The sequence below is a fragment of the Pseudoxanthomonas indica genome, assembly GCF_900167565.1.
Taxonomy (GTDB): Bacteria; Pseudomonadota; Gammaproteobacteria; order Xanthomonadales; family Xanthomonadaceae; genus Pseudoxanthomonas_A; species Pseudoxanthomonas_A indica.
The window spans coordinates 1,950,962-1,971,796 of the sequence record NZ_FUZV01000001.1; the positions used below are offsets into that span (position 1 = coordinate 1,950,962).

The following is a 20,835-nucleotide window of genomic DNA, read 5'->3' on the forward strand; positions in this document are numbered from 1 at the left end:
GGCCACGCCCGTGACCGACTGCGTGCTAGGCTCGCGCCACTTCCCGTGGAGACGCAACATGAACTTCCGCACCCTGTCTTTAGTCATGCTTGCAGCACTGGGCACGCCGGCACTCGTGCACGCCCAGCACGCCGCCCATGCGGCCAGCCAAGCCGCTGCCGATTCCGCCCTGGATCAGGCCATTGCCGCAGGCACGCGCACGCCGGCCAATGTACTGCGGGACAAGTATCGCCATCCGCGCGAGACGCTCGGCTTCTTCCAGCTCAAGCCGGATCAGACGGTGATCGAGATCACCCCGGGCGGCGGCTGGTACTCCGAAATCCTGGCGCCGTATCTGCGTGAGCACGGCACGTATGTCGCTGCCGTGGTGGATCCGTCTGCCGTGCCGGCGGGCGGCGGTCGCGATTACCAGCAGCGCAGCTTTGATTCGTTGAAGAAGAAGTTCGAAGGCGCACCGGCGCAGTTCGACAAGGTGCAGCTGGCGCCGTATTCGCCCACCTCGCCCATGTTTGGCGCGCCGGGTTCGGCGGATCTGGTGCTGACCTTCCGCAACGTGCACAACTGGCGCAAGGCCGGCCAGGCCGAGGGCATGTTCAGGGGCTTCTATAACGTGCTTAAGTCGGGCGGCGTGCTGGGCGTGGTGGAGCATCGTGCGAGCAAGGACGTGCCGGCCGATGACGACACCGGTTATGTGGGTCAGGCGCAGGTGATTGCCCTGGCCGAAGCGGCGGGCTTCAAGCTGGCCGGGCAGAGCGAAGTCAACGCCAATGCGCGCGACACCAAGGATCATCCCAATGGCGTGTGGACGCTGCCGCCGACCAATCAGCACGACGCCAAGGACGACGCCAAGTACCAGGCGATAGGCGAAAGTGATCGGATGACGCTGCGCTTCGTCAAACCCTGATCACGACCGGTAACACCACCGCACCGCGCGTGCTTCGGCCGCGCGGTGTCGGATCCAAGCAACGATGCTGATTGCCTTCAACAAACCCTTCAACGTGCTGTGCCAGTTCACTGATCGCAGTGAACCGGCTCGGCGCACTCTGGCCGAGTTCGGCTTGCCGCCACGCGTGTATGCCGCCGGTCGCCTGGACTACGACAGCGAAGGCCTGCTGCTGTTGACCGATGACGGCGCGCTCGCCCATCGCCTGACCGATCCGCGCCATAAGCAGAACAAGACTTATTGGGCGCAGGTGGAAGGCGAGCCTTCGCCCGAACAGCTGACGGCGCTGCGCAACGGCGTGGTGTTGAACGATGGGCCGACGCTACCGGCGCAGGCGCGTTTGCTGGAAACCGCCCCGACCCTGTGGCCACGCGATCCGCCGGTGCGTTATCGCAAGACGGTGGCGGACAGCTGGTTGGAACTGACGATCAACGAGGGTCGCAATCGCCAGGTGCGGCGCATGACCGCCGCCGTAGGATTGCCGACGCTGCGGCTGGTGCGCGTGGCGATGGGATCGGCGCGGCTCGACGGCCTGGCGCCGGGCCAGTGGCGCGAAGTGCCGCGAAACTGATCAAACTGTCACGCCATCCATCGACAGAATGTAGGAGGGGCTTTAGCCCCGAAGCTCGGAAACCATCCGAGGTTCGGGGCTAAAGCCCCTCCTACAACAACAGCTGCGGCCTTGCTCAGGGCGAGGCGGACTCGCTCGATGACTTGCGCGCGGTGGTGCGGGCGCGGCCAGCGCGGCCGGTGCCGTTGACCTTGCGCGCTTCGATGCGACGCGACTTGCCTTCCACCGGTGCGTTTGCGGCATCACGCTTGCGCTTGCGGTAGGCGGCGAACGCCAGCAGGCCCACGCCGGCCGCAGCGGCCACGGCCACTACCGGATTGCGGCGTACGAACGTCATCGCGGTGCGGGCGCCGGTCTTGGCCACGCCCAGCGCGGCGCCGGTCTGCAGCAGCTTGCCGGCCTCGGGTACCGCGTGCTTGAGGCTCTGGCCGGCGTTGACGATGCCGCTGCCTGCCTGGTTGACCAGGTCCAGGGCGCGGTCGGTGATGATGGTGAGCTTGCTCATCGTAGGAAATCTCGGGTGGGGTCGACGCAGTCAGTCTCCCGCGCTCGATGTTTACGGCGCGTTAGCAGCCCGCGCTTGAGCCGGCCGTGCGCTGAATGGGGGCGACCGGACAGAACCGGTCACGCAGGCGCGTGCCCGTTCTCCCCGCCCGATGCGAGTCTAGGTGCCGCGCGGCTTGGCGCGATGCGTGGCCTGCGCGGTCCAGGGGTCTTCGGGCCAGGGATGCTTGGGGTAGCGACCCTTCATTTCCTTCTTGACCTCCGGATAGGTGCGCTCCCAGAAGCCACGCAGATCCTGGGTCACCTGCAGGGGTCTGCCACCGGGTGAGAGCAGGTGCAGGGTCAGCGGCACACGGCCTTCGGCGATGCGCGGCGTTTCGGCCAGGCCGAACAATTCCTGCAGCTTGACTGCCAGCACCGGTGGCTGCCCGTGCGCGTATTCAATCGCTCGCTCCATGCCCGAAGGCACGGTGATGCGCGTGGGGGCAAGCTGGTCGACGCGTTGACGCATTGACCAGTCCAGCGTTCCGCGCAGGGCGTCGGCCAGATCGGATTCGCCCAGGGCATCCAGTCGCGTCTTGCCGATGAACGCCGGCCGCAACCAGTGGGACACGCTGGCCAGCAAGCCCTCATCGGAGAAATCCGGCAGGCCCAGTTCCGGCATCCACTCACGCAGGCAGCGCACGCGTTCGCGCCACTGCAACAGCGATGGGCTCCACGACAAGGCAGCCAGGCCCAACTCCCGCACGGCATCGGTCAGGGCGGTGGCGGCGCGTTCGGGATCCACGCGGCCGGCCGGGCGGGTGTCCAGCACGATCAGATCGAAGCGGGTTTCGCGCTGCGCCACCAGCGCGCGCTTGCCGGCATCCCAGCGCACCACGTCCTCGGTGATGAAACGCTGCGGGAACTCGCGGCGCAGGAAGGCTTCGTCCACCGGCGCGGCACGCTGCACCAGTGCGTCCTTGGCTTCGTGGCGCAATTCGCTCGCCACGATCCACGGCTCACCGAACAACGCGGTGTCATGGAACAGCTGCGCCATCCGTCCATTGGCCAGGGCGTAGCGGCGCGGATCCAGGGGATGCTGGTAACCGATGCGGTCCGGATACGCATGGGTCAGCAGGTCGCCCAGCCCATGGGCCGCGCTGTCGTCGGGCGGCGGCGCGTCTTCGCGCAGCCGGCGACGCCACTGCCTGGCGGCGGCATCGATGGCTGCCAACAAAGATCGGTGTGCCTCTGCAGGCGCGCGTCCGTGCCGGAAAGCCGCCAACGCGCGCCAGCGTGCCGCCAGCGCATCGCCACCGCTGCGCAGCGGATCGCGCGCCTCCACCAGCGCCGCCAGATCACAGGCCAGCGCACGCGTCACGCCGGGTGGCGCGCTCAACAGCATCGCCGCCAGGCGCGGATGCGTGCCGAGCGCAAGCATGCGTTTGCCCAGCGCCGTAATCGTGCCGCCTTCCAGCGCGCCCAGCCGCTGCAATAACTCGCGCGCCGCCGCCAGGGCGCCGGGCGGCGGCGGATCGACGAAGCGCAGGTGATCGCTGCCCCACGCCGCCAGTTCCAGCGCCAGTGCGGCCAGCTCCACCTGCGCGATCTCTGCACGGCGTTGCGGCTCCAGCCGCTGCGACTGCGGCCACAGGCGATAGGCCCAGCCTTCGGCGACGCGACCGGCGCGGCCGGCACGCTGATCCGCCGAAGCCTGCGAGATGGCGACACTTTCCAGCCTGGCAAAACCGCTGTTGGGGTCATAGCGCGGTTCGCGCGCCTGCCCGCTGTCGATCACCACGCGCACGCCCGGCAAGGTCACCGAGGACTCGGCCACGTTGGTCGCCAGCACGATGCGTCGGCGCCCTTGCGGATCCGGTTGCAGCGCTTCGGATTGTTTTTCCACCGGCAGATCGCCGTGCAGCGCCAGCACCACCACCTCGCCCGAACTGACCGTAGGCAGCGGCGCAAGCATCGCCTCCACCCGCTGGATTTCGCGTTGGCCAGGCAGGAACACCAGCACGTCGCCGGCATGCTGGAGCAGCGCCTGTTCGATCGCGCGGCGTGCCTGCACCTCGTCGCTTTCTTCGCGCCGCGCCGGGAAATGGCTGATGCTGACCGGGAAGCTGCGGCCTTCGCTGCTCAGGCGCGGCGCATCCAGAAAGCGCGCCAGACGCTCGCCATCCAAGGTGGCCGACATCACCACGATGCGCAGGTCCGGACGCAATTGCGCCTGCACGTCCAGCGAAAGCGCCAGGCCCAGATCCGCGGCCAGGTGACGCTCGTGGAATTCGTCGAACACGATCGCCGCGATGCCTTCGAGCAGTGGATCGTCTTGGATCATCCGGGTCAGGATGCCTTCGGTCACCACCTCGATGCGGGTGCGCGCCGACACCTTGCTTTCGAAGCGGATGCGATAGCCCACGGTCTCGCCGGCCGGCTCGCCCAGTAGCCGGGCCATGAAACCGGCGGCGGCACGTGCGGCCACACGCCGGGGTTCGAGCATGATCAGGCGACGCCCCTGCAACCAGGCTTCATCGAGCAGGGCCAGCGGCACCTGGGTGGTCTTGCCCGCGCCCGGCGGCGCTTCCAGCACCAGCCGCGGATGTTCGACCAGGCTCTGGCGGATGCGCGGCAGCAGCTCGGTGATGGGGAATTCGGGCAGGGACATGCGACAAGGATAACGGCTGGCCGCCGGCGCCCGCTTACAATGCGCGCCGGATTCTTCTGCGGCACGTGACATGCACCTGATCGATATCGGCGCCAACCTGACCCACGAAAGCTTTGATCATGATCGCGCGGCGGTTCTCGATCGCGCACGCGCACAGGGCGTGGTGCAGATGGTGATTACCGGCGCCAGCCGCGAGCACTCACCGCAGGCACTGGCGCTGGCCCAGGCGCATCCGGGCGAACTGTTCGCCACCGCGGGCGTGCATCCGCATCACGCCACCGAATACACCGATGAATGCGACGCCGAAATGCGTGCGTTGCACGCGCATCCGGAGGTGGTGGCGGTGGGTGAGTGCGGCCTGGATTACTTCCGCGATTTCTCCCCACGGCCGGCGCAGCGGCGCGCCTTCGAGCGGCAGCTGCAACTGGGCGCGGAGAACGGCAAGCCGCTGTTCCTGCACCAGCGCGACGCGCATGCCGACTTCATGGCGATGATGAAAAACTTCGACGGCAAGCTGGCAGCGGCGGTGGTGCACTGCTTCACCGGCAGCCGCGAGGAGCTGTTCGACTACCTGGATCAGGACTGGTACGTGGGCATCACCGGCTGGCTGTGCGATGAGCGCCGCGGCCTGCACCTGCGCGAACTGGTGAAACACATCCCGGCCCACCGCCTGCTGATCGAAACCGATGCGCCGTATCTGCTGCCGCGCACGGTGCGTCCGCAGCCCTCGCATCGTCGCAACGAGCCGATGTACCTGGCGCATATCGTGGAAGAGCTGGCCCGCGATCGTGGCGAAGACGTGGCGGTGACCGCCGCGGCCACCACGCGCAACGCGCGCGAATTCTTCCGGCTGCCGGAACGCTGACGCGTCAGCGGCTGCGGTTGGCCTCGTAGGCCTGCAGGTGCAGCCAGGCTGCCGCCATCTTGGGCGTGGCCGCGCCCAGGCGTTTGCCGCGGCGGACCATGTCGCCAACGATGTGCTCGGCTTCCACCGCCTGGCCCGCTTCGAGATCGCGCAGCATCGAGGCCTTCAGCGCCGAATCCGCCTGCCGCAGGGTGAACAGCGCGGAAGATTGCGAACTCTGTGGAATCGGCTGGCCAGCGGCTGCCGCCACTGCCGCGCACTCGGCATACATGGCGGCCATGAACTGCGCGCCGCCTTCACTGGCGACGATTTGTCCGATCGAAGCACGCATCAGACAAGTGCCGGCCGCCAACGCCGCCAGGAAACTGAACTTGATCCATTGCTCGCGTGGAATGTCCGGCGTGAGCACGTGTTCCAGGTGCGAGGCGGTGCAGGCGCGCGCAAACGAACGCAGGCGCGGGCGCGGATCACCGCCGTCACGCTCGCCGTAGGTCAGTGACGCGGGCCGGCCCAGGTGCAGGATTTCGCCATGCTCGCCCTTGGTGGCGCTGATGAAGCACAGCCCGCCAATCACCAGCTCGCGGCCGAAGCGCGCATCCAATGCGTCGTAATGCAGCAGGCCGTTGAGGATGGGCAACACGTCGGCGCCCTCTTCCACCGCCGGTGCGATCGCCTCCATCGAACTGCGCAGGTCGTAGGCCTTGCAGCTGAGCAGGACCATGTCGAACGGACGCTTGCCGCTGAGGTTCTTCAGTTCCTGCGCGGTGATCGCATTGACCCGCAGGTGGGCGTCGCCCAGCGGGCTGAGGATCAGCAGGCCGGCCTGCTGCAGTTGCTGCTGGCGCGCTTCGCGCACCAGGAAGGTGACGTCAAAGCCCGCCTGCGCCAGTCGGCCGCCGAAGTACCCGCCGGTGCCGCCGGCGCCCAGGACGAGCAGGCGCATGTCAGCTGCGCAGGCCCGTACCGCGCCGGAGCAGCCACAGCGCCAGCGCGCTGAGCGCGGCCACGAAGGTCAGCATCAGCGCATAGGCCACCCACAGCGGTACGTCGCTGCTGCCCAGCAGGCCGTAACGGAACGCGTTGACCATGTAGAAGATCGGATTGGCGTGGGTCATCGTCTGCGCCCAACCCGGCAACAGCGTGACCGAGTAGAACACGCCGCCCAGGTAGGTCAGCGGGGTCAGGATGAAGGTCGGCACGATCGCCACGTCATCGAACTTCTTGGCGTAGACGGCGTTGATGAAACCGGCCAGCGAGAAGATCGTCGCGCCCAGCAGCACCGTGGTCAGGGTGACCAGCGGATGCGGCACGCTGACACGGGTGAAGCACATGGCGATCACCAGCACGATCACGCCCACCATCACGCCACGCAGCACGGCGCCGGCGACGTAGCCCCACAGGATCACCCAGTTGGGCATCGGGCTGACCAGCAGTTCCTCGACATGGCGACCGAACTTGGCGCCGAAGAAACTCGAGGAGATGTTGCCGTAGCTGTTCTGGATGACGCTCATCATCACCAGGCCCGGCACGATGAACTGCATGTAGGAGTAGCCGCCCATGTTGCGGATCTGCGAGCCGATCAGGCCACCGAAGATCAGGAAGTACAGGGTCATGGTGATCGCCGGCGGCACCAGGGTCTGGCCCCAGATGCGCAGGATGCGCGCGACTTCACGGCGGACGATGGTGCCCAGTGCGATCAGGTTGCGGCGGGCGATGGTAGGTTCGGCGACGGCGTTCATGCGGCCTGCTCCTTGCTGGCGTCGCTGTTGCCAGTCATGCGCACGAACAGTTCCTCCAGTCGATTGCTCTTGGTGCGCATCGAGCGCACGCGGATGCCGGCCTGGTTGAGCGCGTCGAAGACCCGGTTGAGGTCCATCGCACGCGGCATGTCCAGATCCAGGGTGTGGCTGTCCTGCGCCAGCAGCACGGCGCCTTCGATGCCCGGCAGCTGCGCCGGCAGGTCGCCGTCGATATCGAACAGGAAGCCTTCCACGTCCAGCTTGGCCAGCAGGCTGCGCATCGGGCCCTGCTCGACGATGATGCCGTGGTCGATGATGGCCAGGTTGCGGCAGAGGCTTTCGGCTTCTTCCAGGTAGTGGGTGGTCAGGATGATCGTGGTGCCGGCGGCGTTGATGTCCTTGAGCGTCTTCCACATGCCGCGACGAATCTCGATGTCGACGCCGGCAGTGGGCTCATCCAGGATCAGCAGGCGCGGCCGGGTCATCATGGCGCGGGCGATCATCAGCCGGCGCTTCATGCCGCCGGACAGGGTGCGGCTCATCATCTGCGCCTTGTCCCACAGCTGCGCACGCTTGAGCTCTTCCTCGGCGCGGACCAGCGCCTCGGCACGCGGCACGCCATAGAAGCCGGCGTAATTGACCAGGATGTCGAGCGGCTTCTCGAACATGTTGAAGTTGATTTCCTGCGGCACCAGGCCGATCAGGCGCAGGGCGTCATCGCGATGGCGCGACAGGTTGACGCCGAAGACTTCGACCTCGCCTGCGCTCTTGTTGACCAGCGAGCTGACGATGCCGATGAGGGTCGACTTGCCCGCTCCGTTGGGTCCGAGCAGGGCGAAGAAGTCGCCCGGGGCGACTTCCAGCGAGACGCCCTTGAGCGCCTGCACGCCGTTGTCGTAGACCTTGCGGAGATCGGAAATGGCGAGCGCGGGGGCGTTCGCGGAAACCACGGCTTGGGTCACGCGGATTTACCTTGCGGCGCCGACACGGGCGCCAGGGGGGAAACGAGCGCTTATTATAGGCAGCCCGTCGGGAAGCTCCCGGCACCAGACTGTTCCATCACCCACGCCTTGGCCATCGTCCCCTTTCCGTTGAAGCTCGTGGAGCGCCGCATGTTGGCGCCCAGCGTCGGCCATTATGTGTTCCTGCGTGACGATGGCCAGCCGCTGGATTTCATCCCGGGACAGTTCATCCAGGTCCATTTCCAGTACGCCGATGGCACGGCGACCAAGCGCAGCTACTCGCTGGCGACCATCCATGACCACCGCCTGGGACCGGGCGAAGCAGTCGAGATTGCGGTCAGTTACGTGCCCGGCGGCGCGGCCACGGCCCTGTTCGAGGGCCTGCCCCCGGGCGGCCATGTGCAGGCCAGCGGCCCGTTCGGGCGTTTCTGCCTGATGCCCAACGACCACAACCAGCGCTACCTGCTGATTGCCACCGGCACCGGCGTGACCCCGTACCGGGCCATGCTGCCGCAGCTGGCGCAGGCGATCGCCGAGCGCGGCATCGAGGTGGTGTTGCTGTTTGGCGCACGCACGCCGGCCGAGCTGCTGTATGGCGAGGACTTCCGCGCCTTTGCCGACGCGCATCCGAATTTCCGCTTCGTCCCCTGCTTCTCGCGCGGACTGCCCGCCAATCCGCATCCGGACGTGCGCCAGGGCTATGTGCAGCAGCACCTGGCCGAGTTCGCTCCGGACCCGGCCCGCGACATCGCCTATCTGTGCGGCAACCCAGACATGGTGGATACCTGTTTCGAGGCCCTGAAGGCGGCGGGACTGCCGATTCCGCAAGTCCGCCGCGAGAAGTACGTCTCCTCCAAGTGACCGGCACGGCCCACCGGCCTGCGGGCGCGGATGGGCCTGCCCGATCCTTCGTTGGTCACATCCGTCGCCGGGCCTCGTCATGTCATCCTGAAACGGATCGCAACCAGGAACCGAACCATGCGACTGACCCGCACTACCTGGCTGGCCACTGCCAGCCTGCTGACCCTGGCGGCCTGCCAACCCGGCAAGCCCGCCAGCGAGACAACCGAGGCGCGCGCGGTGCGCCATCTGGGCAAGCTGGCCTTTGAACCCTGCACGCTGGCCTCGCCGTTTGCCAATGGCAATCTGGAGGCACAGTGCGGCACCTTCGAGGTACCGGAGAACCCGCAGGCGCCGCAGGGCCGCAAGATTGCGCTGAACATCGCCTGGTTGCCGGCGACCGACGACGGTTCGGCGACGCCGGATCCGGTGTTCTTCCTGGCCGGTGGCCCGGGCCAGGCCGCCAGCGAGCATGCGGTGCTGATCGACATGGCGCTGCGCGAAGTGCGCAAGCAGCGTGATGTGGTGTTGGTCGATCAGCGCGGCACCGGCAAGTCCAATCCGCTGACCTGCAGCGAGGACGAAGGCCAATCGCCGTCGGCCAGCGATATTGAGTCGATGACCGACGAAGCGGTACGGATGGAGACCCAACGCTGCGTGGACGCACTGTCCAAGCGCGCCGATCTGCGCTTCTACACCACCTCCGACGCGGTCCGCGATCTGGATGCCGTGCGTACCGCCATCGGCGCCGATCAGATCAACCTGGTGGGCGTGTCCTACGGCACGCGCGTGGCGCAGCAATACGCGGCGACCCATCCCACCCACACCCGCAGCATCGTGCTGGATGGTGTGGCGCCGAACTCGCTGGTGGTGGGGGGCGAATTTGCGCGTCGCTTCGACGAATCCCTGGTTCGCCAGTCGCAGGCGTGTACCGCCGACCCGGCCTGCCACAAGCGCTATCCCACCGATCTGCGCGCGCGCCTGCTGGCCTTGAAGCAGCGCCTGGCGCAGTCGCCGGTGGAAGTGGACTACCGCGATCCCTCCACCGGGGAGCAGAAGCACGGCACCCTGACCGGCTCCACCGTCACCGGCCTGAGCCACGCCTTTTCCTACATGCCGGCGACGATGTCGCTGCTGCCGCTGGTGATCGATGAAGCCGATCAGGGTCGCTACGGGCCGCTGATGTCGTTGTCGCAGTTCATGCAGGGCCAGGTCTCCGGACAGATGGCGCGTGGCATGCAGTTGTCGGTGATCTGCGCCGAAGATGCCGACCGTTATCAGCCGGACCCGGCCGACGCCGGCACGGTGATGGGCCCGGACATGGCGCGCCTGTTCTTTTCACCCTGCGTCGCCTGGCCGAAGGGCGCGCGTCCGGCGAATTTCACTGCGCCGCTGAAGTCGCCGGTACCGGCGTTGTTGATGTCCGGCGAACTGGACCCGGTGACGCCGCCGTCCTATGCCGAACAGGTGCTGCAGGGCTTGCCGAAGGGTCGCCATTTTGTCCTGCACGGGCAGGGCCACAACGTGATCGCCCAGGGCTGCATGCCCAAGCTGGTGGGCCAGTTCATCGAGAGCGGCGACGCCAAGGCGCTGGATGGCAAATGCCTGGACAGCATCGACGGCACGCCGGCGTTCACCGGCTTCAACGGATGGGAGCCGTGATGCGCGCTCCGCTCCGCCCCATCCATCGCACTGACTTGCAGGGAGTTCTTTCATGATTGTCGCGCAGGATCTGCACAAGTCCTTCAAGACCAAGACCGGCCTGGTGAACGCGGTCGACGCGGTGAGCTTCCAGGCCAATGACGGCCAGATCACCGGCCTGCTCGGACCCAACGGCGCCGGCAAGACCACTACCATGCGCATGCTCTACACGCTGATGAAGCCGGATCGCGGGCAGGTGCTGGTGGATGGCGTGGATGCCGGCGAACAACCGGTGACGGTGCGGCGTTCGCTGGGCGTGTTGCCGGATGCGCGCGGCGTGTACAAGCGCCTGACCGCGCGCGAGAACATCGCCTACTTCGGCGAACTGCATGGCTTGTCGCGCGAGCAGATCTCGGCGCGTACGCAGGCCTTGTCGCAGGCGCTGGACATGGACGACATCCTGGATCGGCAGACCGAGGGCTTTTCGCAGGGCCAACGCACCAAGACCGCGATTGCGCGCGCGCTGATCCACGACCCGCGCAACGTCATCCTGGACGAGCCCACCAACGGCCTGGACGTGATGACGACCCGCGCGATGCGCGGCTTCCTGCGCCAACTGCGCGACGAAGGCCGCTGCGTGATCTTCTCCAGCCACATCATGCAGGAGGTGGCCGCGTTGTGTGATCGCATCGTGGTGATTGCCAAGGGTCGGGTGGTGGCCGCGGGCACCGCCGACGATTTGCGCGCACAGGTGGGCGAGGACAATCTGGAAGAAGCCTTCGTCAAGATCATCGGCTCGGAAGAAGGACTGCAGGCATGAACGTGTTCCGTACCGTAATGACGGTGATGCGCAAGGAGCTCAAGGATCTGGCGCGCGATCGCCGGACATTGGCGCTGGCCCTGTTCCTGGGACCGCTGTTGTATCCGGCCCTGATGCTCGGCATGGGCTCGCTGGCGGAGAAGCGCGCCAAGACCCAGATCGACAAGGAGCTGGAGATTCCGGTGGTGGGTCGCGAGTACGCGCCCAACCTGGTGGCCTTCCTGCAGGGCTATGGCTTGAAGGCCGTGGCGCCGCCGGCCGACCTGACCGCTGCGATCCGCAAGCAGGAAGTGGATGTGGCGCTGCGCATCAGCCCCGAGTTTCCCGCCGATTGGCGCGCCGGCAAGCCGGCGCTGGTTGAGATCCTGAAAGACAGCACGCGACGCGATGCCGAGATTCCCAGCCGGCGCCTGGAGAGCGTGTTGAATGCCTACAGCCAGCAAGCCGGCGCGTTGCGCCTGCTTTCGCGCGGCATCGATGCTTCGATTTCCAAACCGATCAACCTGGGTACGCAGGATCTGGCGACCGTGGAAGCCAAGCGTGGCGTGTTGTTGTCGGTGCTGTTGCCCTACCTGCTGATCCTGACCTCGTTCATTGGTGGCGCGTACCTGATCTTGGATGCGACGGCGGGCGAACGCGAACGGCAGTCGTTGGAGCCGCTGTTGGCCACGCCCGCGCCACGCGGTGCGATTGTCAGCGGCAAGATCGCCGCGGCCTGCGTGATCGGCATGGCCACGCTGGTGCTGACCTTGCTGGCCTTCCGCATCAGCGCGCAGATTTCATCGGGCGTGGGACGCCAGTTGAACGTGTCTTTCCCGGCGATGGCGCAGATGTTGCTGGTGCTGTTGCCGATGCTGTTCATCGGCACCTCGCTGCTGACCTGGTTGGCGGCCAGCGCCAAAAGCATGAAGGAAGCGCAGAGCCACATGACCTGGCTGCTGCTCCTGCCGATGGTGCCGACCTTCGCCTTGATGGCCAGCCCGGTGAAGAGCCAGCTTTGGCAGTTCGCGGTGCCGTTCCTGGCGCAGAACCAGTTGATCCTCAAGGTCATCCGCAACGAGGCGATCACCTCGGCGATGTGGGGCGTCTACCTGGCCAGTGCCTTTGGTTTGGCGGCGCTGCTGTGGTTTGCCGCGGTGCGGCGCTACCAGCAGGAGAAGCTCGCCATCTCCGGTTGAGTGATCAACGCGATGCAAAAGACAAGGGGCGGATTTCTCCGCCCCTTTTTTGTTGCCTGACCTTCGTGCCGGCGTCAGCCGCCGGGGTTAAAGCCAATCGTGCGGCGGGTGGTGACCGGTTCGCTGACCGGCTGGAATCGCCAGCGCTTGGCAGCGGCCACGGCTTCGCGATCAAACACGCGTGCCGGGGTGGCGCGGACCACGCGAGCGGCGGTGACCGAACCATCCACGCCGACGGTGAACTCCACCAGCACCTCACCGGCAGTACCCGCGCGCAGGGCTTCCGGCGGATAGCGCGGCGCCGGCGTGCTGATCGGACGCAGCTGGTTGGAGCCGGCTGCCGGTGCGGCCGCCGGTGCGCCGGCGGCAGGCGCCTGCTGGGCCGTGGCGCGAGCGGCGGCTTCGCGCTGTTCGGCTTCGCGGCGTGCGGTTTCCTGGCGCGCCGCTTCCTGGCGTGCGGCTTCCTGTTGCTGGGCCAGCTGCAAGGCAGCTGCCGCTTCGGTGGCCTTCTGTTGTTCGGCCTGCTGGGCCAGGCGCTGCTGATCCTTGACGCGGTTTTCTTCAGCCGCCTTGGTGCGGGCCTCGGTGTCCAGCGCACGCTGCGCCACGGCTTGCTGCGAGCTGGCGATGCTCTGCTTCAGTCGCGGCAGCGACGGCGCCTTGGCGTCGGCCTTCTCGATGATTGCGGCCAGGCGCTGGGCTTCGGTGAATTCCTCGCGCGTTATGCTCTGCTCGGCGGCGATCACGGTATAGGGCAACAGATCGGTCAGCGCGCTGGTCACCGCCGGATCGGTCGGCAGCTTGTCGCGCAGGGCCAGGTAGTACTCCATGGCGTTGTTGCCGCCGGGCGCGTAGATGCGGTTTTCGCGCAGTGCGTTGGTGGCCGCGTCACGCAGCTGATCAACGTTCATGGCCTGCACTTCGGCCGAGACAGCCGGCGGCGGCGGCGTGGCGGCGGTCGTGGCGGCGGGCTGGCCAGCGGTGGCCGGCGCTGCGGTTTCGTCCTTGGAGCAGGCGGCGATGGCGAGCGTCAGCAACAGCGGCAGCCACAGGCGTGGCCTGGCACTCAACGTGTTCGACAACATGATGATTCCCCTAATTGAATCGTAAGTCTGCAAAACCCCAGACCGCTAGCACGCGGGATCTGTTCCGCAATGTCAATCGGCCCGGGCAAGTTGGGCGTGGCGAACTCTACCGTTGACCTCCCCAGGTCCGCGGTAGCCATGCCGCTGCATGCATTCTTTGTGCAGGCGGTTGTGAATTTTCGTGACGTGGTTCACGGTTCGTCGATCTGCCCGGTTTTCGCGGCAGTGCGGCCTACTTGCCGATGCAGAAGGTCGAAAAGATGTGGCCCAGCATCTCATCGGCGCTGATGCGGCCGGTGATTTCGCCCAAGGCGTCGTGGGCCAGGCGCAGTTCTTCGGCCGCCAGCTCCAGGTGCTCCTGCGACAGCTGGCCATCGGCGAGCTGAGCGTGGTCAGCCGCGCGCCGTAATGCATCGACATGACGCGCGCGTGCGGAAAATTCGCCGTCGCTGCCTTCGCCCTGCCCTGCTCCCGCCAGCTCGCGCAGGCGTTGATGCAAGGCGTCGAGGCCTTGCCCGGTGGTGGCCGAGACCGCGATGGCCCCGGGATCCTCCAGCGGGTATGAGGGCAGCAAGTCGACCTTGTTGTGGATCCACAGGCGCTGGGGAACGTCATGCAGTACGTCGGCCAAGGCCTGGCGACCGGATTCCACGTCGCGGGCGTCCACTACGATCAAGGCCAAGTCGGCCTTCAGCAGTTCGGCCCTCGTCCGGCGCATGCCTTCGCGTTCGATGGCGTCGCCGCCTTCGCGCAGGCCGGCGGTATCCACCAGGTGCAGTTCCAGGCCATCGAGCCGAATGGTCTCGTGCAGCGTGTCGCGGGTGGTGCCCGCCACATCGGTGACGATGGCGCGATCACGCCCGGCCAGTGCATTGAGCAGTGAGCTCTTGCCGGCGTTGGGTGGGCCGATGATCACCGTGTGCAAGCCATCGCGAAGTTTCCGGCCACGTTCGGCATCGGCCAGCAGTTGCGCCAGTTGCGTGCGGGCTGCCTGCAGTCCACGGCGGACCTGTTCACCACCCAGTGTGTCGATGGATTCGTCGGCGAAATCGATCGCCGCTTCCACATGCACCCGCAGGCCCAGCAATGCGGCGCCGATAGCATCCACGCGTTTCGAGAACACGCCGTCGAGCGAACGCCGGGCCGCGCGCGCGGCACGTGTGTCCGAAGCCGCGATCAAATCCGCGATGGCTTCGGCCTGGGCCAGATCCAGCTTGCCATTGTGGAAGGCGCGCTCACTGAATTCGCCAGGCCTGGCTCGGCGAGCGCCCAGCGTTACCGCGCGATCGACCAAGGCCTGAAGCACGACGGGGCTGCCGTGTGCCTGCAGTTCCACCACGTCCTCGCCGGTAAAGCTGTGCGGCGCGGGAAAGGCGATGACCAGGCCATCATCCAGTGTCTGCCCCTGCTCGTCGCGAAAGCGCACGTGAAACGCGCGGCGTGCGTACAGCGCTCGACCGGCAATCTGCCGGCCAATCTGCAATGCGGACGGACCGGACAGACGCACGATGCCGACGCCACCGGCTCCGGCCGCAGTGGCGATGGCGGCGATGGTCTGGGTGTTGTGCATGGATGCCATAGGGTGCACTTGCGAAGGCGGCAAGCGTAGCGCGAACTGCCTGCTCCCTCGCAAATCCGCTGGCAAAAAGAAACCCGCCGAAGCGGGTTTCCTGTTTGGCTTATTTCGCCTTGCTGGGTTTGGCGGTAGTGGCCACGCCACCGTATTGCTTGGTGTTCCACCACTGCTGCAGCAGACCCAGCGCACCGTTGGTAACCCAGTACAGCACCAGACCGGAAGGGAAGAAGGCCATCATCACGCCGAACACCAGCGGCATGAACTGCATCATGCGCTGCTGCATCGGGTCCATGCCCGGGGCCGGCGTGAGCTTCTGGGTCAGGAACATCACCAGCATGTTCAAGGCCGGCAGGATGAAGTACGGATCGCGTGCGGTCAGATCCTGGATCCAGGCAAACCACGGCGCCTGTCGCAACTCCACCGACTCCACCAACACCCAGTACAGCGACAGGAAGATCGGCATCTGCACCAGGATCGGCAGGCAGCCGGCGGCCGGGTTGATCTTCTCCTTCTTGTACAGCTCCATCATGGCGACATTGAGCTTCTGCTTGTCGTCGCCGTAACGTTCCTTGAGCTGGGTCATGCGCGGCGCCACCTGGCGCATCTTGGCCATGCTCTTGTACTGCTTGGCGGCCAGCGGATACAGCGCGAGCTTGACCAGCACCACCAGGCCGATGATCGACCAGCCCCAGTTGCCGAACAGCGAATGCAGATGGCTGAGCAGCCAGAACAGGCCTTGGCCGATGATCGCGAAGATGGCGAACTGGCTGTAGTCCACTGCGCGATCCAGACCCGGCACGTTCTCGGCCTTGATCTTGGACACCAGCTTCGGGCCCACCCACAGGCGCGCGCTGGTGGTGGCCTGCTGGCCGGGGCCGACGTTGACGCCGGGGCCCACTTCGTTGATCAGCGGCAGCTTGCCGGTGGCGGTGTTCTGCTCACCCAGCGAGATGGTGGTGGCGTCCTGGGCCAGCGGAATCCAGGCAGTGAAGAAGTGATGCTGGAGCATGGCGATCCATCCTCCCGTCACCTGCTTCTCGATGCGTCCGTCATCGAGGAAATCGTCATTGAACTTGCGGCGCTGATAACCGTTGTCGTACCAGGTAGCGCCGTTGAAGCTGAAAGACTCGGGATTGGTCATGCCGGTCTTGACCAGCGGCGGCTTGCGCTGCAGTTGGCGGTAGACCATGCCCTGCCACGGCGAGCTGCCGGCATTCATCACGTCGTCGCGAACCGTCAGCGCGTAGTCGCCGCGCTTGAGGATGAAGCTGCGACGGATCGCCAGGCCGTCGTCGCCCCGCCAGATGAAGGGCACAACCACTTCATCGGCGCCAGCGGCCAAGGCGAACTCATTACCTGCTTCGGGTACGAAGCCATGCAGGTGCGTGGGCGCCTGCTTGTTGGCGCCGGTGGCAAGCCAGCCGCTTTGCGCCACGTAGTAATGCGCGGGATCCTGGGTGAAGAGCTTCACCGGGGTGCTGGCGTTGCTCTTGTCCTGCGGGAACTGCAGCAGCTCGGCTTCCAGCACGGAGCCGCCATCCAGGGTCAGTCGCAACACATCACTGCTGACCACCACGCGTGCATTTTGACCGACCGGCGTGGTCGCACTGCTGCTGGGTTGCAAGGCTTGCGAAGGCGCCTGCGGCAGGCTGCTTGCGCTGGGCAGGTTCGGCACGCTGCCGGCCTGCGCTGCAACCGGCGTGGTGGCCGTGGTCTGGGTGGCTACGGCCGGAGCGGTCGGCGCGTTGAAGCGGCCCCACTCCATCCACAGCAGCACCGCCACCATCAGCCACGCAACAATCAGGAAAACTCGGGTCTGGTTCATCGGACAGGCAATCTCAACCGGCGTTGGCTTCCGGTGTGGTGGAGGTGGAAGGGGAATTCAAGATGCGCGGCATTGTGACCTCCGCCGAGGATGCGGGCAACGCGCCTGCACGACTCAACAGGCGCTGGAAGCTGGCACGCAGCTCCGCCGCACTGGCGGAAGCGGCGGCTGAACGCGCCACGATGACGTAGTCGCCTGCAGCCAGTTGCATGCGCACGCAACGGAACTGCTCGCGCAACTGACGCTTGATGCGGTTGCGACCGACCGCGCGTTTGTCGACCTTGCGCGAAACAGCCAAACCGAGGCGCGCAGGCGTTTCACTCTGCAGCCAATGCAGAGCGAACAGAGGATCGGAGCATCGACGTGCCCCCTCGAAGACACGCCGGTAGTCGGACCCGCTACGAACGCGGGCCTGACGCGGGAATGCCGAAGTGGCAGTGCTCATGACAGCAAGAAGCCCGCACTGCGATGTGCGGGCTTCTGGCAAAGGGTTCGCATCAAAGATGTCTTGGCCGCTGAGCGCGGCAAAGCCATCAGGCGCAGAGGCGCGTGCGGCCCTTGGCGCGACGGCGCGACAGGATCTTGCGGCCGTCGGCGGTCTTCATGCGCGCACGAAAACCGTGGTCGCGCTTGCGCTTGAGATTGCTGGGTTGGTAAGTGCGCTTGGTGGCCATGGGGCCCTCGTGCGGTTTGCGGGTGGAAAGAACCGGAAATTCTATAGGTATCCACCGGTTACGGTCAACACCGGTGAGCGGGATCGAATTGCGCGTCGCAAAGGCGTGTTCCACAAGGGCTGCCCGGGCGCATTCATCCACATCTTATGCACAGGATCGTTGGCGCGGCCCGGTGGCGGTGGTAGTCTGGCCGACCCCTTCTTTCAGGCCCCGGACCCGTGCAAACGGTCGTGCGGAGCCTGCAGTTTTCCACACCTTGTCAAGAATCGAGTTGTCCCGCGCGATGGATGCCTGGCCCCGCTGCCTCGAACGCCTGGAAGCCGAACTGCCGGCCGAAGATGTCCACACCTGGTTGAAGCCGCTGCAGGCCGAACAGCGCAATGACGCCGTCGTCCTGTATGCGCCCAACGCCTTCATCGTCGAGCAGGTGCGCGAGCGCTACCTGGGACGGATTCGCGAGTTGCTGGACTACTTCGTCGGCGCCTCGGACGTGTCGCTGGAAATTGGCTCGCGTGTGCGCGCAGCCGATGCCGGCAAGCCTGCCACCGCCCCTTCTGCGGCAGCGAATGCTTCGGTCGCGCCGGCGGAGGCGTTTGCTGGCAATCTGGATACGCACTACACCTTCGACAATTTCGTCGAAGGCCGCAGCAACCAGCTCGGACGTGCCGCCGCCTGGCAAGCCGCGCAGAAGCCGGGCGACCGCGCCCACAATCCCCTGTTGCTGTACGGCGGCACCGGCCTGGGCAAGACCCATCTGATGTTCGCCGCGGGCAACGAGTTGCGTCGCCACAATCCGGCCGCGCGTGTGTTGTACCTGCGCTCCGAGCAGTTCTTCAGCGCGATGACCAAGGCGCTGATTGAAAAGTCGATGGATCAGTTCAAGCGACGCTTCCAGCAGGTGGATGCGTTGTTGATCGACGACATCCAGTTCTTCGCCGGCAAGGACCGCACGCAGGAAGAGTTCTTCCACACCTTCAACGCATTGTTCGACAGTCGCCAGCAGATCATCCTGACCTGCGATCGCTATCCGCGCGAAGTCGAAGGCCTGGAGCCGCGCTTGAAGTCGCGCCTTGCCTGGGGCTTGTCGGTCGCCATCGAACCGCCGGATTTTGAAACCCGCGCGGCAATCGTGCTGGCCAAGGCCCATGAGCGCGGCACCGAGATACCGGACGAAGTGGCGTTTCTGCTGGCCAAGAAGATGCGCAGCAACGTGCGCGACCTGGAAGGGGCGCTCAACACGCTGGCGGCGCGTGCCAATTTCACCGGCCGCGCGATTACCCCGGAATTCGCACAGGAGACACTGCGCGATCTATTGCGCGCCCAGCAGCAGGCGATCAGCATTCCCAACATCCAGAAGACCGTGGCCGATTACTACGGCCTGCAGATGAAGGACCTGTTGTCCAAGCGCCGTACTCGTTCATTGGCGCGCCCGCGCCAGGTCGCGATGGCGCTGGCCAAGGAACTGACCGAGCACAGTCTTCCCGAAATCGGAGATGCCTTTGCCGGCCGTGATCACACCACCGTGCTGCACGCCTGCCGCCAGATCCGCAGCCTGATGGAGACCGATGGCAAACTCCGCGAGGATTGGGATAAGTTGATCCGTAAACTCAGTGAGTAAGCCACCTGCAGTCCTGTGGACAATCTGTGGTTGGAAATTCCGGTGATTTTTATCCACAGGTTTCAGTACACCTTCCGCCGGGCTTGTCCAAGGGTTAGAACTAGCGGAAAATCTTTGTAATTCAGCTGTTTGTGATGCTTTCCCACCGATTTGGCCGAAACCATCACCACCAGTTTTTAAGATCTTTCCTTCTTTTAGAAGCACAAGGCACAAGGGGCAACCACCGACATGCGTTTCAGCCTTCAGCGCGAAGCCTTTCTCAAGCCGCTGGCCCAAGTGGTCAATGTGGTCGAACGCCGGCAGACCCTGCCGGTCCTGGCAAACTTCCTGGTGCAGGTGCAGAACGGCCAGTTGTCACTGACCGGTACCGATCTGGAAGTCGAGATGATTGCGCGCTGCGCAGTCGATGACGCGCAGGATGGCGAAACCACCATCCCGGCGCGCAAGTTGTTCGAGATCGTGCGAGCCCTGCCCGACGGCAGCAAGGTCACCGTCAGCCAGACGGGCGACAAGGTGACCGTGCAGGCTGGACGCAGCCGCTTCAGCCTGGCGACGTTGCCAGCCAATGACTTCCCCTCGGTGGATGAAGTCGAGGCAACCGAGCGCATCGATGTCACCGAAGCCACGTTGAAGGAACTAATTGAGCGCACTGCGTTCGCCATGGCGCAGCAGGACGTTCGTTACTACCTCAACGGCCTGCTGTTCGATTTGGCGGACCGGACCCTGCGCTGCGTGGCAACCGATGGACATCGCCTCGCATTGTGCGAAGCCGAGCTGGAGGGCGCGCCGCTCTCCAAGCGCCAGCTGATCGTGCCCCGCAAAGGCGTGACCGAACTGCAGCGCTTGCTGGAAGGCGGCGACCGCGCGCTGGAACTGGAAGTCGGCCGCAGTCACATCCGCGTGAAGCGCGACGACGTCAGCTTTACATCAAAGCTGATCGACGGCCGATTCCCGGATTACGGCGCGGTGATTCCGATCGGCGCCGACCGGGAGGTGCGTCTGGACCGCGAGGTGCTGCGGGCGGCGTTGCAGCGTGCGGCCATCCTGTCGAACGAGAAGTACCGCGGCGTCCGTGTGGAAGTCTCGCCAGGTCAGGTCAAGATCAGCGCGCACAATCCCGAACAGGAAGAAGCCCAGGAAGAGATCGAGGCTGACACCAAGGTGGATGGCCTGGCCATTGGCTTCAACGTGAACTACCTGCTGGATGCATTGAGCGCCCTGCGTGATGAGCACATCGTGATCCAGCTTCGCGACGCCAATTCTTCGGCTTTGGTGCGCGAAGCCAGCAGCGAAAAGTCCCGCCACGTGGTCATGCCCTTGCGACTCTGATTGGGTTTCACG

At 65.7% G+C, this 20,835-nt stretch carries 18 protein-coding genes and 1 pseudogene; 9 read left to right on the forward strand and 10 right to left on the reverse strand.

Annotated elements, in window-relative coordinates; genetic code table 11:
* The first annotated feature begins 58 nt into the window (after positions 1-58).
* Positions 59-904: a class I SAM-dependent methyltransferase gene (locus B5X78_RS09045; protein ID WP_079724074.1), complete on the forward strand. Its 846-nt coding sequence runs from the start codon at positions 59-61 to the stop codon at positions 902-904.
* Between the two features lie 64 nt (positions 905-968).
* Positions 969-1,514, forward strand: coding sequence for a pseudouridine synthase (locus B5X78_RS09050; RefSeq protein WP_079724075.1), 546 nt, complete (start codon positions 969-971; stop codon positions 1,512-1,514).
* 115 nt (positions 1,515-1,629) lie between these two features.
* Here the strand turns inward: B5X78_RS09050 and B5X78_RS09055 are convergent, their stop codons facing one another.
* The gene (locus tag B5X78_RS09055; RefSeq protein ID WP_079724076.1) at positions 1,630-2,019 is read right to left on the reverse strand and encodes a hypothetical protein; all 390 of its coding nucleotides are present in this window, start codon (positions 2,017-2,019) and stop codon (positions 1,630-1,632) included.
* Between the two features lie 159 nt (positions 2,020-2,178).
* Positions 2,179-4,671 carry an ATP-dependent helicase HrpB gene (gene hrpB, locus B5X78_RS09060; RefSeq protein ID WP_079724077.1) on the reverse strand — a complete coding sequence of 831 codons (2,493 nt, stop codon included), beginning with the start codon at positions 4,669-4,671 and terminating at the stop codon, positions 2,179-2,181.
* Positions 4,672-4,741: 70 nt separating this feature from the next.
* Here hrpB and B5X78_RS09065 point away from each other — a divergent pair, with 70 nt between their 5' ends.
* A complete protein-coding gene (locus B5X78_RS09065; protein ID WP_079724078.1) occupies positions 4,742-5,536 on the forward strand; it encodes a TatD family hydrolase in 795 nt (264 codons plus the stop codon).
* Positions 5,537-5,540: 4 nt separating this feature from the next.
* Here B5X78_RS09065 and panE read toward each other — a convergent pair whose 3' ends face one another.
* The 3 genes from panE to B5X78_RS09080 are packed head-to-tail and all read right to left on the reverse strand — an operon-like array spanning position 5,541 to position 8,237.
* Complete coding sequence (panE, locus tag B5X78_RS09070) at positions 5,541-6,479, reverse strand: 2-dehydropantoate 2-reductase (RefSeq protein ID WP_079724079.1); 939 nt, start codon at positions 6,477-6,479, stop codon at positions 5,541-5,543.
* Between the two features lies 1 nt (position 6,480).
* Entirely contained in the window at positions 6,481-7,275 is a 795-nt protein-coding gene (locus B5X78_RS09075; RefSeq protein ID WP_079724080.1) for an ABC transporter permease, read from the reverse strand.
* On the reverse strand, positions 7,272-8,237 hold the full coding sequence (locus B5X78_RS09080; protein ID WP_079724081.1) for an ABC transporter ATP-binding protein: 966 nt from the start codon (positions 8,235-8,237) through the stop codon (positions 7,272-7,274). The genes B5X78_RS09075 and B5X78_RS09080 overlap by 4 nt, the downstream gene beginning before the upstream one ends.
* A 52-nt stretch (positions 8,238-8,289) precedes the next feature.
* Here B5X78_RS09080 and B5X78_RS09085 point away from each other — a divergent pair.
* The 4 genes and pseudogenes from B5X78_RS09085 (at position 8,290) to B5X78_RS09100 (ending at position 12,716) form a co-directional block, all read left to right on the forward strand.
* Positions 8,290-9,098: pseudogene (locus B5X78_RS09085) on the forward strand (ferredoxin--NADP reductase).
* 117 nt (positions 9,099-9,215) lie between these two features.
* Positions 9,216-10,739, forward strand: coding sequence for an alpha/beta hydrolase (locus tag B5X78_RS09090; RefSeq protein WP_079724082.1), 1,524 nt, complete (start codon positions 9,216-9,218; stop codon positions 10,737-10,739).
* 52 nt (positions 10,740-10,791) lie between these two features.
* Positions 10,792-11,538: an ABC transporter ATP-binding protein gene (locus B5X78_RS09095; protein ID WP_079724083.1), complete on the forward strand. Its 747-nt coding sequence runs from the start codon at positions 10,792-10,794 to the stop codon at positions 11,536-11,538.
* Entirely contained in the window at positions 11,535-12,716 is a 1,182-nt protein-coding gene (locus tag B5X78_RS09100) for an ABC transporter permease (protein ID WP_079724084.1), read from the forward strand. The genes B5X78_RS09095 and B5X78_RS09100 overlap by 4 nt, the downstream gene beginning before the upstream one ends.
* A 74-nt stretch (positions 12,717-12,790) precedes the next feature.
* On the opposite strand, the gene B5X78_RS09105 is transcribed toward B5X78_RS09100, so the two are convergent.
* The 5 genes from B5X78_RS09105 to rpmH all read right to left on the reverse strand — a co-directional run bounded on the left by B5X78_RS09105 (position 12,791) and on the right by rpmH (position 17,876).
* Entirely contained in the window at positions 12,791-13,801 is a 1,011-nt protein-coding gene (locus B5X78_RS09105) for an energy transducer TonB (RefSeq protein ID WP_079724085.1), read from the reverse strand.
* A 232-nt stretch (positions 13,802-14,033) separates the two neighbouring features.
* Positions 14,034-15,371, reverse strand: coding sequence for a tRNA uridine-5-carboxymethylaminomethyl(34) synthesis GTPase MnmE (gene mnmE, locus B5X78_RS09110; protein WP_425478701.1), 1,338 nt, complete (start codon positions 15,369-15,371; stop codon positions 14,034-14,036).
* A 109-nt stretch (positions 15,372-15,480) separates the two neighbouring features.
* On the reverse strand, positions 15,481-17,202 hold the full coding sequence (gene yidC, locus B5X78_RS09115) for a membrane protein insertase YidC (RefSeq protein WP_079724087.1): 1,722 nt from the start codon (positions 17,200-17,202) through the stop codon (positions 15,481-15,483).
* A gap of 13 nt (positions 17,203-17,215) precedes the next feature.
* Positions 17,216-17,647: a ribonuclease P protein component gene (gene rnpA, locus B5X78_RS09120; protein WP_079724088.1), complete on the reverse strand. Its 432-nt coding sequence runs from the start codon at positions 17,645-17,647 to the stop codon at positions 17,216-17,218.
* An 88-nt stretch (positions 17,648-17,735) separates the two neighbouring features.
* Entirely contained in the window at positions 17,736-17,876 is a 141-nt protein-coding gene (gene rpmH, locus B5X78_RS09125; protein WP_079724089.1) for a 50S ribosomal protein L34, read from the reverse strand.
* Positions 17,877-18,159: 283 nt separating this feature from the next.
* Between rpmH and dnaA the strand changes: the two genes are divergently transcribed.
* A complete protein-coding gene (gene dnaA / locus B5X78_RS09130) occupies positions 18,160-19,494 on the forward strand; it encodes a chromosomal replication initiator protein DnaA (RefSeq protein WP_079724090.1) in 1,335 nt (444 codons plus the stop codon).
* Between the two features lie 228 nt (positions 19,495-19,722).
* Positions 19,723-20,823, forward strand: a complete 1,101-nt coding sequence (dnaN, locus tag B5X78_RS09135; RefSeq protein WP_079724091.1) for a DNA polymerase III subunit beta — start codon at positions 19,723-19,725, stop codon at positions 20,821-20,823.
* The last annotated feature ends 12 nt before the right edge of the window (positions 20,824-20,835 follow it).